Origin of the sequence: Delftia sp. DT-2 (assembly GCF_028401915.1) — a bacterium.
In the GTDB taxonomy this organism is placed as follows: domain Bacteria; phylum Pseudomonadota; class Gammaproteobacteria; order Burkholderiales; family Burkholderiaceae_C; genus Comamonas; species Comamonas tsuruhatensis.
This window is the reverse complement of the sequence record NZ_JAQOTI010000011.1, coordinates 82,841-95,392: the sequence shown is the minus strand read 5'-3', so window position 1 is coordinate 95,392 and position 12,552 is coordinate 82,841. Positions and strand designations below refer to the sequence as shown.

The following is a 12,552-nucleotide window of genomic DNA, read 5'->3' as shown; positions in this document are numbered from 1 at the left end:
GGGGCAGAACTACTCCTCCCAGCGCTGCTGGTAGGAGAACACGGGCAGGCGCCACTTGAAGCGGATGGCGGCCAGGCGCAGCGTGAGTCCGCCGGCAAAGCAGACGACGGTGCTGAGGTTGGAGCCCACGTCCAGCGTGCGCAGCCCCAGGAACAGCAGGCACACGGCCAGGGACACGCTGGCGTACAGCTCGCGCCGGAAGACGACCGGCACCTGGTTGCACAGCACGTCGCGCAGAATGCCGCCGCTGATGCCGGTCAGCATGCCCGACATCACCACCACCACGGGCGGGTAGCCCAGCTCCAGCGCCACGTTGCAGCCGATCAGCGAGAAGGCGATCAGCCCCATGGCGTCCAGCAGCAGAAAGACCTGCTTGAGATGGTGCATGTGGCGCGCCACGACGATGGTCAGCAGCCCGGCCGAGATGACCAGGTAGACATATTCAGGGTGCTGCGTCCAGCCGATGGGGTAGTGGCCCAGCACCATGTCGCGGATGGTGCCGCCGCCCAGCGCGGTGACGAAGGCGATCACGGCCACGCCGAAGATGTCCATGTTGCGCCGGCCCGCCGCCAGCGCGCCCGACATGGCTTCGGCCGTGATGGCCACGAGGTAGATCACCAGCATGACGGTGAACTGCGATGCCTGGAACGATTCCAGCAGGGAGACGGATGGAAGCACGGAAAACCTCGGATGAAGACCGGCCCGCGCCGCAGGGTGTGCGGCCACTGCGCCGTCCAGCGCAAGAAGGCGGGCATTGTAGGCGGTCTCTGGGCGGCGGCCGTTTGCGGCACCGCAAATGAAACCGCCCCCGGCGCGGTGCGACGGGGGCGGTGAAAGGGCACGAAGCGGCTCAGGCCGTAGGAGGCACGTAGCCGGCCGCCGCATCGGCGCCGCCGCCGAAGAAGTGGTTTTCCATCTGGCGGGCCAGGTACTGGCGGGCGCGTGCGTCGGCCAGGTTCAGGCGGTTTTCGTTGACCAGCATCGTCTGGTGCTTGAGCCAGTCGGCCCAGGCCTGCTTGCTCACGCCTTCAAAAATGCGCTTGCCCAGCTCGCCGGGGTAGGGCGGGAAATCCAGGCCTTCAGCGTCAACGCCAAGCTTGATGCAGTGAACGGTACGTGCCATGGGGAATTGAGTCCTTGTCTTGCAGAGATTCAGATGTTTTGGGAATAACAAACTGAAATCTTATTGGTTTGAGTTTTAAGAGTTGGCTTTGAGAATGCTTTCCACGGCACCAGACCGTCGTCTCCACTCTCTACCGACACTCCAATGAAAATTCGCCGCCACTTTATCAAGTTTCCTGTCGCCGCCGGCCTGATCGCGGGCTTGACCCTGTCGGCTCTGCCGGCGTTGGCCCAGTCGGTGCAACTGCTCAATGTCTCCTACGATCCGACGCGCGAGCTGTACGTGGAGTACAACCAGGCCTTCGCCAAGCACTGGAAGGCCAAGAGCGGCCAGGACGTGAGCGTCAAGCAGTCGCATGGCGGCTCGGGCAAGCAGGCGCGTTCGATCATCGACGGCATCGACGCCGACGTGGCCACGCTGGCGCTGGCCGGCGACATCGACGCCCTGGTCAAGAACGGCAACCTGCTCAAGGTCGACTGGCAAAAGCGCCTGCCGCACAACTCGGCGCCCTACAGCTCCACCATCGTCTTCCTGGTGAAGAAGGGCAATCCCAAGAACCTCAAGGACTGGGACGACCTGGTCAAGCCTGGCGTGCAGGTGATCACGCCCAACCCCAAGACCAGCGGCGGTGCGCGCTGGAACTACCTGGCCGCCTGGGAATTCGCCAAGCGCAAGTACGGCGGCGACGCACAGGCCAAGGACTTCATCGGCAAGCTGTTCAAGAACGTGCCCGTGCTGGACACCGGCGCGCGCGGCGCCACCATCACCTTCGTGCAGCGCGGCGTGGGCGATGTGCTGCTGGCCTGGGAGAACGAGGCCTTCTTGGCACTCAAGGAGTTCGGTCCCGAGAAGTTCCAGATCGTCGTGCCTTCGCTGTCCATCCTGGCCGAGCCTTCGGTGGCCGTGGTCGACAAGGTCGTGGACAAGAAGGGCACACGCGCCGTGGCCGAGGAGTACCTGAAGTACCTGTACTCCGAGGAAGGCCAGCGCATCGCCGGCCGCAACTACTACCGTCCCACCGATGCCAAGGTCAAGGCCGAATTCGCGGACAAGTTCCCCAAGCTGGAGCTGGTCACCATCGACCAGGCGTTTGGCGGCTGGGCCAAGGCCGACAAGGACCACTTTGCCGACGGCGGCAGCTTCGACCAGATCTACACCAAGAAGTGAGTGCGGCGCGCCGGCCCGGCCGGCGCCCACCCACTGATTCACCCGCTTTCCCAGATCTCTGCCAACTACCACGATCCGCCATGTCCATCTTCCTGACCTCCCGCCACTCTTTGCAGGCCCCGCGCCGCACGGCGCAGGCAGGCGTGGTGGCATCCAGCTCTTTTCTTCGCTTCGAGACCGTGGCCTTCGCCAGCCGGCGATGTAGCACCTGACGACTCCGTGCGGTGCGCCTGCAGGCCTGGCCCTGCAGGCGGCCGCCCCTTGCTCCGCCTTCCCTTTTTTTGTTTTCTGGCTGCATGCCGCGCGCATGCATGGGCAGCGCTTTGCCTGTGCGCCGCGCACCACGCACCACTCTTCCAAGGATGTCCGTCATGGTCTCGTTTGATTCTTTCCCCCGACACACAGCCAACTGGCGCCGACGCCAACTGCTGGGCGCGGGCCTTGCCGCAGCAGCCGCCACGGTGGGCGGCCCGGCCCTGGCCCAGGACAAGGCGGGTGACCGCGTGCTGCGCGTGGGCCACCAAAAGGGCTGGCTGTCCATCCTGAAGAGCCGGGGCACGCTGGAAAAGCGGCTGGCGCCGCTGGGCGTGTCGGTGCGCTGGATCGAGTTCAACGCCGGCCCCGTGCAGCTGGAGGCGCTGAACGTGGGCTCCATCGACTTCGGCGATGTGGGCGAGGCCCCGCCCATCTTTGCGCAGGCCGCAGGCGCACCTTTGGTCTATGCGGGCGCCACCGTGCCGCGCCCCGGGCTGGAGGCGGTGATCGTGCCCAAGGATTCGCCCATCCGCAGCGTGCAGGACCTCAAGGGAAAGCGCGTGGCCTACAACAAGGGCTCGAACGTGCAGTACTTCCTGGTCAAGCTGCTGGAAAAGCATGGCCTGAAGTACGGCGATGTGCAGTCCGTCTTCCTGGCGCCGGCCGATGCGCGCGCCGCCTTCGAGCGGGGCTCCGTCGATGCCTGGCTGATCTGGGACCCCTTCCTGGCTGCCGCGCAAAAGACGCTGGACGCCCGCCTGCTGGCCGATGCCACGGGCGTGGTCAACAACCGCGCCTACTACTTCACCTCGCGCGATTTCGCCACGCGCAATGCCGATGTGCTGCGCATTGCCATCGAAGAGGTCGATGGGATTGACCGTTGGGCCTCGAAGAACCAGACGGCGGCGGCCGCCGAGCTGTCCAGCATCCTGGGCCTGGACAAGTCCATCACCGAGCTGTACCTGAGCCGCGCACGCTTCGGCACCTCGTCCGTGACGCGCGAGATCCTGGCCGAGCAGCAGCAGATCGCCGACACCTTCTTCGAACTCAAGCTCATCCCCCGCAAGCTCAACCTGCTGCATGCCGCGCCGGTGGACCTGATCGCGTCGCGCCCCTGAGCCCACTGCAAGGAGTCCGCACCATGAACGCCATCCCCAAGAAGCCCCGCCTGGACCGCGTGCGCCGCCAGGCCCTGCAACTGCTGGGCACCACCGCCTTCAGCTGGAGCCTGGCCGGCCAGTACGCACGCGCCGAGACGCCGGCCGCCGTGGCCGGACCCGAGCAGTTGCGCATCGGCTACCAGAAGTCGGCCGTCAACCTGGTCATCCTCAAGCAGCAGGGCGTGCTGGAAAAGCGCTTTGCGGGCACCAAGGTCAGCTGGCTGGAGTTTCCGGCCGGCCCCCAACTGCTGGAGGCCCTGGCCGCAGGCAGCCTGGATTTCGGCCTGACCGGCGATTCACCCCCGGTCTTTGCCCAGGCCGCGGGCCGTGACCTGCTGTACGTGGGCGCCGAGCCGCCCAAGCCCGAGAGCTCGGCGATTCTCGTGCCATCGGACTCGCCGCTGCGCGCCCTGGCCGATCTCAAGGGCCGGCGCGTGGCGCTGCAAAAAGGCTCCAGCGCCCATTACCTGCTGGTGCGTGCGCTGGACAAGGCGGGCCTGGCCTGGAACGAGATCCAGCCCGTGTACCTGGCCCCGGCCGATGCGCGCGCCGCCTTCGAGCGCAAGAGCGTGGACGCCTGGGTCATCTGGGACCCGTTCTACGCGGCCACCGAGCTGGCGATTCGCCCGCGCGTGCTGGCCAATAGCGAAGGCCTGTCGGGCAACGCCTCGTTCTACCTGGCCGCGCGCGGCCTGGTGGAGCGCCATCCGCAGGTGCTGCGCGCGCTGTTCGACGAGCTCACGCGCGCCGATCGCCTGGCCCAGAGCGCACGCCAGGAGGCCGTGGCCCTGGTGGCCGGCTTCAGCGGCCTGGATGCGGCGGTGGTCAGCCGCTTCATTGCGCGCCGGCCCAGCTCCCCCGTGGGCCTGCTGGCTGCGCAGACCGTGGTAGACCAGCAGCGCGTGGCCGATGCGTTTTTTCGGCTGGGCCTGATTCCGCGCCAGGTGCAGGTGGCCGACATCGTCTGGCGACCCTCGGCGGCCGAGTACGCGCGGCTGGCCGAGCCGGTGGCGGCGCGGCCTTCTTCCGCCCTTTGATTTCCTTCCTCGATTCCGTCCCCTGACTGGAGCAGCGCATGCAGGTTTTCTGGTTCATTCCCACCCACGGCGACAGCCGCTACCTCGGCACGGCCGAGGGCGCCCGCCCGCTCAGCCACGACTATGTCAAGCAGGTCGCCATCGCGGCCGACAGCCTGGGCTACGAGGGCGTGCTGATTCCCACGGGCCGCTCCTGCGAGGACCCCTGGGTCGTCGCCTCCAGCCTGATTCCGGTCACCAGGCGCCTGAAGTTCCTGGTCGCCGTGCGTCCCGGCCTGCACCAGCCCAGCCTGGCGGCGCGCATGGCGGCCTCGTTCGACCGCCTGTCGGGCGGGCGGCTGCTGATCAACCTGGTCACGGGCGGCGACCGCGCCGAGCTGGAGGGCGACGGCGTCTTCCTCGACCATGCGCAGCGCTACGAGCAATCGGCCGAGTTCATCCGCATCTGGCGCGAGATCCTTGAGCGCAGCCATGAGGGCGGCACGCTCGACTACGAAGGTGAACACCTCTCGGTCAAGGGCGCCAAGCTGCTGTTCCCGCCGCTGCAAAAGCCGTATCCGCCCGTGTACTTCGGCGGTTCGTCCGAAGCCGCGCACGACCTGGCCGCCGAGCAGGTCGATGCCTACCTGACCTGGGGCGAGCCCCCGGCCGAGGTGGCCAAGAAGATTGCCGATGTGCGCGAGAAGGCGGCGCGCCATGGCCGCAGCGTGAAGTTCGGCATCCGCCTGCACGTCATCGTGCGCGAGACCGAGGACGAGGCCTGGGCCGATGCCGATCGCCTGATCAGCCGCCTCAAGGACGAGACCGTGGTCCAGGCCCAGGCCGCCTTCGCGCGCATGGACTCGGAAGGCCAGCGCCGCATGGCCGCCCTGCATGCCGGCGGCAGCCGCCGCACGCGGGCCGAGCTGGAGATCAGCCCCAACCTCTGGGCCGGCGTGGGCCTGGTGCGCGGCGGCGCGGGCACGGCCCTGGTGGGCGATGCGCAGACCGTGGCCGACCGCATCAAGGAGTACGCGGACCTTGGCATAGACACCTTCGTGCTGTCCGGCTATCCGCACCTGGAAGAGGCCTACCGCTTTGCCGAGCTGGTCTTCCCGCTGCTGCCGCTGTCCGTGCGCGACAGGCTGGCTGGCGGCGTGGGCGGGCCGCTGGGCGAGACCGTTGCCAACCTGTACTCGCCGCGCGCGTCGCAAAGCTGAGGGAGTCACGCATGTCCGATGCACGTACCGTTACTGCGCTGCCGGCCTCCTCGGCCCCCCCGGCCGGCGATGCCTGGTCGCCGCTGCTGCGCTTTGCGGCCGGCGTGGGCCGCCGCCTGGTGCCCTGGCTGGTGCCGCTGGCGCTGATCGCCGTCTGGCAGGCCGCCTCGGCGTGGGGCTGGCTGTCCACGCGGGTGCTGCCCGCTCCGCTGGATGTGCTGCGCGCCGCGCAGGCGCTGGCCGAGTCGGGAGAGCTGCTCAAGCATGTGCAGGTGAGCGCGGGCCGCGCGCTGGGTGGCCTGGCCATCGGCGGCGGGCTGGGGCTGGCGCTGGGCCTGCTCACGGGCTCGCTGCGCTGGGCGGAGACGCTGCTGGACTCCACCATCCAGATGGTGCGCAACATCCCCGCGCTGGCGCTGATTCCGCTGGTCATCCTGTGGTTCGGCATCGACGAGAGCGCCAAGCTGTTCCTGATCAGCGTGTCGGTGTTCTTTCCCATCTACCTGAACACCTTCCATGGCATACGCAATGTGGATCCGGCGCTGATCGAGATGGGGCGCAGCTACGGCCTCACGCGCTGGCAGCTGTACCGCGAGGTCATCCTGCCGGGCGCGCTGTCCTCCATCTTGGTGGGCCTGCGTTTTTCGCTGGGCCTGATGTGGGTGATCCTGATCGTGGCCGAGACCATCTCGGCGCAGTCGGGCATCGGCTACCTGACCATGAACGCCCGCGAGTTCCTGCAGACCGACGTGGTGCTGGTCGGCATCCTGCTGTACGCCCTGCTGGGCAAGCTGGCCGACTGGTTTGCGCGTGCGCTGGAGCACTGGTGGCTGCGCTGGCATCCGGGCTACCAGCCCAAGTGACACAAGGAGCACGACATGAGCCGATGGAACCGCATGAAGACCACGCTGGCACAGGCCGTGGAGCTGAACACCACCGCGCCGGCGATGGCCTGGGAGGCCTCGTTCGACGCCGATGGCCTGGACGTCAGCGACCGCCTGGCCCAGAACGACGATGCGCCGCAGTCCGCATCCCCCCAATCCGCACCGCGCCCTGGCGTGCGCCTGCAGGCCGGCGGGCTGACCAAGCGCTACGGTCAGCGCGAGGTGCTGCACGAAGTGCAGCTGCAGGTGGAGCCTGGCGAATTCGTCGCCATCGTGGGCCGCAGCGGCTGCGGCAAGAGCACCTTGCTGCGCCTGGTCGCAGGCCTGGAGCAGGCCACGGCCGGCACCCTGCTGCTGGACGGCGAGCCCGCCCGCGCCGTGCAGGGCGCGCAGGGTGGCACGCGCATCATGTTCCAGGACGCGCGCCTGCTGCCCTGGCGGCGCGTGCTGGCCAATGTGACGCTGGGCCTGCCCGCCTCGGCCCAGGAGCGTGGCCGCGAAGTGCTGGCCCAGGTCGGCCTGGCCGACCGCGAGGGCGAATGGCCGGCGCGCCTGTCCGGCGGCCAGCGCCAGCGCGTGGCCCTGGCGCGCGCCCTGGTGCACCGCCCGCAACTGCTGCTGCTGGACGAGCCGCTGGGCGCGCTCGATGCGCTCACCCGCATAGAGATGCACCGCCTGATCGAAGGCCTGTGGCAGCGCCACGGCTTCACGGCCCTGCTGGTCACGCATGACGTGCAGGAGGCCGTGGCCCTGGCCGACCGCGTGGTGCTGATCGAGGACGGCCGCATTGCGCTGGATGAACGCATCGCCCTGCCACGGCCGCGCGTGCACGGCAGCGTGGCGCTGGCGGCCATTGAGCAACGCATTCTCGACCGCGTGCTGCAAAAGCCCGCCGCCGAGCCCGAATCCAACCCGCTGACCGACACCACGGCCTGGCCCGGCGTACCGGCCCATGGCCTGCGCTGGGCGGTCTGACTTTTCGTTTTCCCCAACCTTCCTTTGATTCCTTTTGATCCCCAGGAGAAAAACATGTCCATTCAAGCCATCAACGTGCGCAACCAGTTCAAGGGCCAGGTGCGCGAAATCATCCGTGGTGACGTTGTCTCCGAAGTCGATGTGCAAACGCCCTGGGGCGTGGTCACCTCGGTGATCACCACGCGCTCGGTGGACGAGCTGGGCCTGGTCGTGGGCTCCGACGTGGTGGCCCTGGTCAAGTCCACCGAAGTGTCCATTGCCAAGCTCTGAGGCCAAGCTCTGAGGCCAAGCTCTGAGGCCAGGCACTGAAGGCACTGCCGATGCTCAACCGCCCCAGAGCATCGGCTTGTTGACCATGAGGTAGTAGGTCACGGCCATGGCGATGAAGGCCGGGTAGCCCAGCGCCTCCCAGCGCCGGGCGTAGACGGCATACAGCGCGGGCAGGGCGGCATGCGCTGCGTGCGCGCCGCGCGCCATGGCGGCCATGCGCACCTGCAGCCAGACCACGGGCAGCCAGCAGGCGCCGGCCAGCAGGTACAGGCCCAGCGACAGTGCCAGCCACGGCGTGGTCAACGGCCAGCCCGCCATGTGGGCCAGGGCAATGCCGCTCACAGGCTGTATGACCACGCAGGGCGTGGTGAACCACCAGTCCGCACGCACCACCAGGCGGCTGACCACGGCCTGCGCAGCGACGCTGCCGCTGCGGTTGGCGAAGAACATGTAGAAGGCCGAGCCCAGGCCGGTGCCGACCAGCAGCACGCTGGACGCGATATGCAGCGTCTTGAGCAACAGGTAGAGATTCATGCGGACTCCTTGGACGTGACGGGCGCCGACATCAGGTGCAGCAGCATGGCTGCGATCGGCAGGTTCTTGAGCAGCGGCCCCAGCGGATGCAGCCACAGCGTGGGCTGCAGCACCGTGGCCAGCACCGTCATTGCAGCCATCAGCAGCAAAGCCGCCAGATAGCTCTCCCGGCCCGGCCGCAGCCACAGCGCCATGCCCACGGCCAGGTCGGCGAGCAGGCCGCTCCAGATCAGGTATGTCTGCCAGCGCGCATCGTGGATGCCGGCATCGGCCAGCACCTGCACGCTCAGGCTGCGGTGCTCGATGGCGCTGACCAGGGCCGTGCCCAGCCAGACGGCGATCAGGCTCAAGTGCATGGTGCGCAGCGGCGCTGGAACGGTGCGAGAGCGGCGCTCATCCATGGCGCAAGGTGGACAGCAGTTGGGAGGGCGCAACGCCGGGCCGGCCCAGCAGGCCTTGCAGGCCAGCCGGATCGGTGACGTTGTCGCTGGCCAGCATGGCCAGTGTCTCTCTGCACCACGGTGAGGCGCTGACCCAGTCGCCAGCGCGTGCGCTGGCGCGGGTGAGCCAGCCGGGCAGGGTGCCCACGCGGGCCGGAGCGCGGCCCATCTGCGCGCGCAGGCTGGCAATCAGTGCGGCTAGCGGCAAGGGCAGGGGGCCACCGATCTCGATCATGCCCACGGGCTCGGGGCGCGTCACCAGGCCGGCCACGGCCTCGGCCAGGTCGCGCACGGCTACCGGCTGCACGCGGGCCTGCAGCACGGGGCGCGGCAGCAGCAGCGCCGGCAGGCGCGCCATGGACAGGAACATCTCGCTGCTGGCGCCGCCAGCGCCGAACACCACGCTGGGGCGGACCACGCAGCCTTGCAGATGTCCGGCTGCCGTGAGTGCCAGCAGATGCTCGTCAGCGGCGCGCTTGGTGGTGGCGTAGCGCGTGGCACTGCCTTCTATGCCCAGGGCAGAGATCTGCACCACGCGCCGCACGCCGGCTGCCGCGCAGGCATCGAACAGGGCGATGGGGGCCTTGGCATGCATGGCATCGATGGGCCGGGAGGCGCTGTCGCGCAGCACGCCCACGGCATTGACCACGGCATCCACGCCCGCCAGGTGCGGCAGCCAGGCGTCGGGCGTGGTGGCCTTGGCGTAGTCGAGCGCAGGCAGTGAATGGCGGCTGCGCGCCACGGGGTCGTGGCCGGCCAGTGCCAGCAGGTTGACGATATGGCGGCCGATGAAGCCGTTGCCGCCGCAGACCAGAATGCGCATGGTGACCTCCAGTTTCTCTTGTGACGGAAATTTCAGGCTCAGCGTCCGCGCTTGACACGGGTGTCAGCGGCCTCGGAGCGCACGAAGCGCTGCACGCTGGCGCCCAGGCGCAGGAGCTTGTCCAGCGTGGAGGGCGACAGCCGCAGCATCTCGTCGGTCCAGATGCCCAGCGACTCCATGAGGCGCAGCGTCTCGTGCACGCGGTCCTGGGTGTCGGGGGATTCGGCATCGAAACCGGGCTCGGCGATCAGTTCGCGCAGCATCTCGGAGGTCGGGTCGAACTCGCGCTGCTTGCGCTCTCGCACGATGGTGCGCAGCAGCTCCCAGACATCGGACGAGGTCTCGAAGTAGTCGCGGCGATCGCCGGGCCTGCGGCTGGTGCGGATCAGCTCCCAGTCCTGCAGTTCCTTGAGGCTGTTGCTCACGTTGGAGCGAGCGGCGCCCAGCGTGCCGGCAATCTCTTCCGCATTGAGCGGGCGGCCATGGAAAAACAGCAGGGCGTGGATCTGGGCGACCGTGCGGTTCACTCCCCAGGAGCTGCCCATGTCGCCCCAATGGTGGATGAAACGGTGTGCGATGGGACTCAGTTGCATGGCTTCAGTGTCTGCAGGTCTGAAATTTCTGTCAAGAGAGAAATTTGAGAAAGCTGAAAAATCAAAACCGGCTGCAGCGCGGAGGCGGCACCTGGCGGGGCGCGGCATGTGCTGCTCCATAATGCTGGGCAGCCTGGCCTGCCACCCAGTACATACACAGGCGGGCCGCCGTTTTGAGGGGAACACCATGACTGCTGTGCAAAACCTGCGTGCCATCACCGTGCTGGCCGCCTGCGCGCTGGCGCAGGCTGCGTCTGCCGCCTGCTATTCCGTCTACACGCCCGAGCAGGAACTGATCTACCGCTCCAACCGCCCGCCGGTGGACCTGACCTTGCCGCTGCACCAGACCGTGGACAAGATCGAGCGCGGCGCCACCATGGTGTTCACGCTGGACGAATTCAACTGCATCACCGAAATCAACCTGCTGGCCGAACGCGAGCAACTGGCCCGGGCGCGCCAGGAGCGCCAGCGGGACCTGGGCCGCAGCAGCACGCCGCGCTCCTGAGGGGCAAAAGCGAGTTCGGGGCTTTTTTGGGGGCGCGCCACCAGGGCAATCGGAGAGCCTGAGACAATCTGGCCCCATGAGTGAACCCCGCGACAACAAGATCCCCGACAACCTGCCCGAAGCCGACGCCGACGCCCCTGCACTGCCCGAAGGCTGGCTGCAGGTGCTGTCCATGGATATGGACGCCCAGGGCGTGGCCCGCAAGAGCGATGGCAAGGTGGTATTCATCGACGGCGCCCTGCCGACCGAGCTGGTCAGCGCCAACACCCATCGCAAGAAAAACAACTGGGAAGCCGCCAGCCTGACGGCCATCCACCGCGAATCCTCCCAGCGCGTGCGCCCCGGCTGCCCCAACTTCGGCTTGCATGCCGGCGCCTGCGGCGGCTGCAAGATGCAGCATTTGCACGTCGCTGCCCAGGTGGCCATCAAGCAGCGCGTGCTGGAGGACAACCTCTGGCATCTGGCCAAGGTCAGGCCCGAGACGCTGCTGCGCCCCATCGAAGGTCCGTCGTGGGGCTACCGCTTCCGCTCGCGCCTGTCGGTGCGCTACGTGGCCAAGAAGGGCAAGGTGCTGGTGGGCTTTCACGAGCGCAAGAGCCGCTACATCGCCGACATGGAAACCTGCAAGGTACTGCCGCCCCATGTGGATGCCATGCTGCTGCCCATGCGCGCGCTGATCGCCTCCATGGATGCGCGCGAAACCTGCCCGCAGATCGAGGTCGCCTGCGGCGACTCCGTCACGGCCCTGGTGCTGCGCCACCTGGAGCCGCTGTCCGAGGACGATCAGGCCCGGCTCCGCGCTTTCGCGGCCGAGCACAACGTGCAGTGGTGGCTTCAACCCAAGGGCCCGGACACCGTGCACCTTATGGAGCAGGGAGGCGCCCAGCTCGATTACGGCCTGCCTGATTTCGGCATCACCATGCCGTTCAAGCCCACGGACTTCACCCAGGTCAATCCGCACATCAACCGCGTGCTGGTCACGCGCGCGCTGCGCTTGCTGGATGTCAAGAAGGATGAGCGCGTGATCGACTGGTTCTGCGGTCTGGGCAACTTCACCCTGCCCCTGGCCACGCAGGCGCGCGAGGTGCTGGGCATCGAGGGCAGCGACACCCTGGTCAAGCGCTCCCATGAAAACTACGCGGCCAACAACGCGCAGCGGGCGGAGGGCGACAAGCTCGCGCCCACGCGCTTTGTGGCGCGCAACCTGTTCGAGATGACGCCCGAGATGCTGTTCGCCGACGGCGTCGCCGGCAAGTGGCTGGTCGATCCGCCGCGCGAGGGAGCGTTTGCGCTGTCCAAGGCCCTGGCCGACATCCACCAGGCGCGCATCGGCGCCGAAGGCGCCGAGCCCCTGCCGGCAGGGCATGAGGACTGGCGCTTTCCAGAGCGCATCGTCTATGTCAGCTGCAATCCCGCCACGCTGGCGCGCGATGCCGGTCTGCTGGTGCACCTGGCCGGCTATCGCTGTGTTTCGGCCGGCGTGGTCAACATGTTCCCGCACACGGCCCATGTGGAGAGCATGGCGGTGTTCGAGCGTCGCGTGGACTGACGGCGGCCCCTCAGGCCCTGCATGAAAAAGCCGTGGCC

Annotated in this window: 16 protein-coding genes; 10 read left to right on the top strand and 6 right to left on the bottom strand. The window is 67.9% G+C overall.

Translation table 11 applies throughout. The features are described from left to right. Positions 1-9: 9 nt before the first annotated feature. The gene (locus PO605_RS20570) at positions 10-678 is read right to left on the bottom strand and encodes a trimeric intracellular cation channel family protein (protein ID WP_016453307.1); all 669 of its coding nucleotides are present in this window, start codon (positions 676-678) and stop codon (positions 10-12) included. 172 nt (positions 679-850) lie between these two features. Continuing rightward, positions 851-1,123, bottom strand: coding sequence for an oxidative damage protection protein (locus PO605_RS20565; RefSeq protein WP_012206441.1), 273 nt, complete (start codon positions 1,121-1,123; stop codon positions 851-853). A gap of 144 nt (positions 1,124-1,267) precedes the next feature. Between PO605_RS20565 and PO605_RS20560 the strand changes: the two genes are divergently transcribed. The 8 genes from PO605_RS20560 (at position 1,268) to PO605_RS20525 (ending at position 8,070) form a co-directional block, all read left to right on the top strand. Next, positions 1,268-2,290: a sulfate ABC transporter substrate-binding protein gene (locus PO605_RS20560; protein WP_272206802.1), complete on the top strand. Its 1,023-nt coding sequence runs from the start codon at positions 1,268-1,270 to the stop codon at positions 2,288-2,290. Positions 2,291-2,370: 80 nt separating this feature from the next. Then, positions 2,371-2,502 carry a hypothetical protein gene (locus PO605_RS20555; RefSeq protein WP_272206801.1) on the top strand — a complete coding sequence of 44 codons (132 nt, stop codon included), beginning with the start codon at positions 2,371-2,373 and terminating at the stop codon, positions 2,500-2,502. A gap of 159 nt (positions 2,503-2,661) precedes the next feature. Then, positions 2,662-3,663, top strand: a complete 1,002-nt coding sequence (locus PO605_RS20550) for a sulfonate ABC transporter substrate-binding protein (protein WP_197065125.1) — start codon at positions 2,662-2,664, stop codon at positions 3,661-3,663. Between the two features lie 23 nt (positions 3,664-3,686). Continuing rightward, positions 3,687-4,742 (top strand): aliphatic sulfonate ABC transporter substrate-binding protein, encoded by a 1,056-nt coding sequence (locus PO605_RS20545; protein ID WP_047471257.1) that lies wholly within the window; start codon positions 3,687-3,689, stop codon positions 4,740-4,742. A 38-nt stretch (positions 4,743-4,780) separates the two neighbouring features. After that, positions 4,781-5,941: an FMNH2-dependent alkanesulfonate monooxygenase gene (gene ssuD / locus PO605_RS20540; protein WP_012206437.1), complete on the top strand. Its 1,161-nt coding sequence runs from the start codon at positions 4,781-4,783 to the stop codon at positions 5,939-5,941. An 11-nt stretch (positions 5,942-5,952) separates the two neighbouring features. After that, entirely contained in the window at positions 5,953-6,804 is an 852-nt protein-coding gene (gene ssuC / locus PO605_RS20535) for an aliphatic sulfonate ABC transporter permease SsuC (RefSeq protein ID WP_012206436.1), read from the top strand. A gap of 15 nt (positions 6,805-6,819) precedes the next feature. Next, complete coding sequence (locus tag PO605_RS20530; protein WP_016448333.1) at positions 6,820-7,800, top strand: ATP-binding cassette domain-containing protein; 981 nt, start codon at positions 6,820-6,822, stop codon at positions 7,798-7,800. A 54-nt stretch (positions 7,801-7,854) separates the two neighbouring features. Beyond that, complete coding sequence (locus PO605_RS20525; RefSeq protein ID WP_012206434.1) at positions 7,855-8,070, top strand: TOBE domain-containing protein; 216 nt, start codon at positions 7,855-7,857, stop codon at positions 8,068-8,070. Between the two features lie 54 nt (positions 8,071-8,124). Here PO605_RS20525 and PO605_RS20520 read toward each other — a convergent pair whose 3' ends face one another. From PO605_RS20520 to PO605_RS20505, 4 genes are read right to left on the bottom strand one after another with little or no spacing between them, the layout of a single operon-like run. Beyond that, a complete protein-coding gene (locus PO605_RS20520; protein ID WP_047473929.1) occupies positions 8,125-8,604 on the bottom strand; it encodes a DUF2269 family protein in 480 nt (159 codons plus the stop codon). Next, on the bottom strand, positions 8,601-9,005 hold the full coding sequence (locus PO605_RS20515; RefSeq protein WP_047473930.1) for a DoxX-like family protein: 405 nt from the start codon (positions 9,003-9,005) through the stop codon (positions 8,601-8,603). The genes PO605_RS20520 and PO605_RS20515 overlap by 4 nt, the downstream gene beginning before the upstream one ends. Beyond that, positions 8,998-9,867 (bottom strand): NAD-dependent epimerase/dehydratase family protein, encoded by an 870-nt coding sequence (locus PO605_RS20510; RefSeq protein ID WP_047473931.1) that lies wholly within the window; start codon positions 9,865-9,867, stop codon positions 8,998-9,000. Before PO605_RS20510 ends, PO605_RS20515 begins: the two co-directional genes overlap by 8 nt. Before the next feature lie 38 nt (positions 9,868-9,905). Beyond that, positions 9,906-10,460: a GbsR/MarR family transcriptional regulator gene (locus PO605_RS20505; protein WP_034364559.1), complete on the bottom strand. Its 555-nt coding sequence runs from the start codon at positions 10,458-10,460 to the stop codon at positions 9,906-9,908. Between the two features lie 187 nt (positions 10,461-10,647). Between PO605_RS20505 and PO605_RS20500 the strand changes: the two genes are divergently transcribed. Both PO605_RS20500 and rlmD read left to right on the top strand, forming a co-directional pair. Then, complete coding sequence (locus PO605_RS20500) at positions 10,648-10,965, top strand: hypothetical protein (protein WP_013801667.1); 318 nt, start codon at positions 10,648-10,650, stop codon at positions 10,963-10,965. Between the two features lie 76 nt (positions 10,966-11,041). Then, positions 11,042-12,514, top strand: coding sequence for a 23S rRNA (uracil(1939)-C(5))-methyltransferase RlmD (gene rlmD, locus PO605_RS20495; protein ID WP_046240686.1), 1,473 nt, complete (start codon positions 11,042-11,044; stop codon positions 12,512-12,514). Positions 12,515-12,552 lie beyond the last annotated feature (38 nt).

What these genes read in the sequence shown, in the direction of transcription:
- PO605_RS20565 (WP_012206441.1), bottom strand. Translation starts at nt 1,123, where the DNA reads ATGGCACGTACCGTTCACTGCATCAAGCTTGGCGTTGACGCTGAAGGC.
- PO605_RS20560 (WP_272206802.1), top strand. Translation starts at nt 1,268, where the DNA reads ATGAAAATTCGCCGCCACTTTATCAAGTTTCCTGTCGCCGCCGGCCTG.
- PO605_RS20555 (WP_272206801.1), top strand. Translation starts at nt 2,371, where the DNA reads ATGTCCATCTTCCTGACCTCCCGCCACTCTTTGCAGGCCCCGCGCCGC.
- PO605_RS20550 (WP_197065125.1), top strand. Translation starts at nt 2,662, where the DNA reads ATGGTCTCGTTTGATTCTTTCCCCCGACACACAGCCAACTGGCGCCGA.
- PO605_RS20545 (WP_047471257.1), top strand. Translation starts at nt 3,687, where the DNA reads ATGAACGCCATCCCCAAGAAGCCCCGCCTGGACCGCGTGCGCCGCCAG.
- ssuD (WP_012206437.1), top strand. Translation starts at nt 4,781, where the DNA reads ATGCAGGTTTTCTGGTTCATTCCCACCCACGGCGACAGCCGCTACCTC.
- ssuC (WP_012206436.1), top strand. Translation starts at nt 5,953, where the DNA reads ATGTCCGATGCACGTACCGTTACTGCGCTGCCGGCCTCCTCGGCCCCC.
- PO605_RS20530 (WP_016448333.1), top strand. Translation starts at nt 6,820, where the DNA reads ATGAGCCGATGGAACCGCATGAAGACCACGCTGGCACAGGCCGTGGAG.
- PO605_RS20525 (WP_012206434.1), top strand. Translation starts at nt 7,855, where the DNA reads ATGTCCATTCAAGCCATCAACGTGCGCAACCAGTTCAAGGGCCAGGTG.
- PO605_RS20520 (WP_047473929.1), bottom strand. Translation starts at nt 8,604, where the DNA reads ATGAATCTCTACCTGTTGCTCAAGACGCTGCATATCGCGTCCAGCGTG.
- PO605_RS20515 (WP_047473930.1), bottom strand. Translation starts at nt 9,005, where the DNA reads ATGGATGAGCGCCGCTCTCGCACCGTTCCAGCGCCGCTGCGCACCATG.
- PO605_RS20510 (WP_047473931.1), bottom strand. Translation starts at nt 9,867, where the DNA reads ATGCGCATTCTGGTCTGCGGCGGCAACGGCTTCATCGGCCGCCATATC.
- PO605_RS20505 (WP_034364559.1), bottom strand. Translation starts at nt 10,460, where the DNA reads ATGCAACTGAGTCCCATCGCACACCGTTTCATCCACCATTGGGGCGAC.
- PO605_RS20500 (WP_013801667.1), top strand. Translation starts at nt 10,648, where the DNA reads ATGACTGCTGTGCAAAACCTGCGTGCCATCACCGTGCTGGCCGCCTGC.
- rlmD (WP_046240686.1), top strand. Translation starts at nt 11,042, where the DNA reads ATGAGTGAACCCCGCGACAACAAGATCCCCGACAACCTGCCCGAAGCC.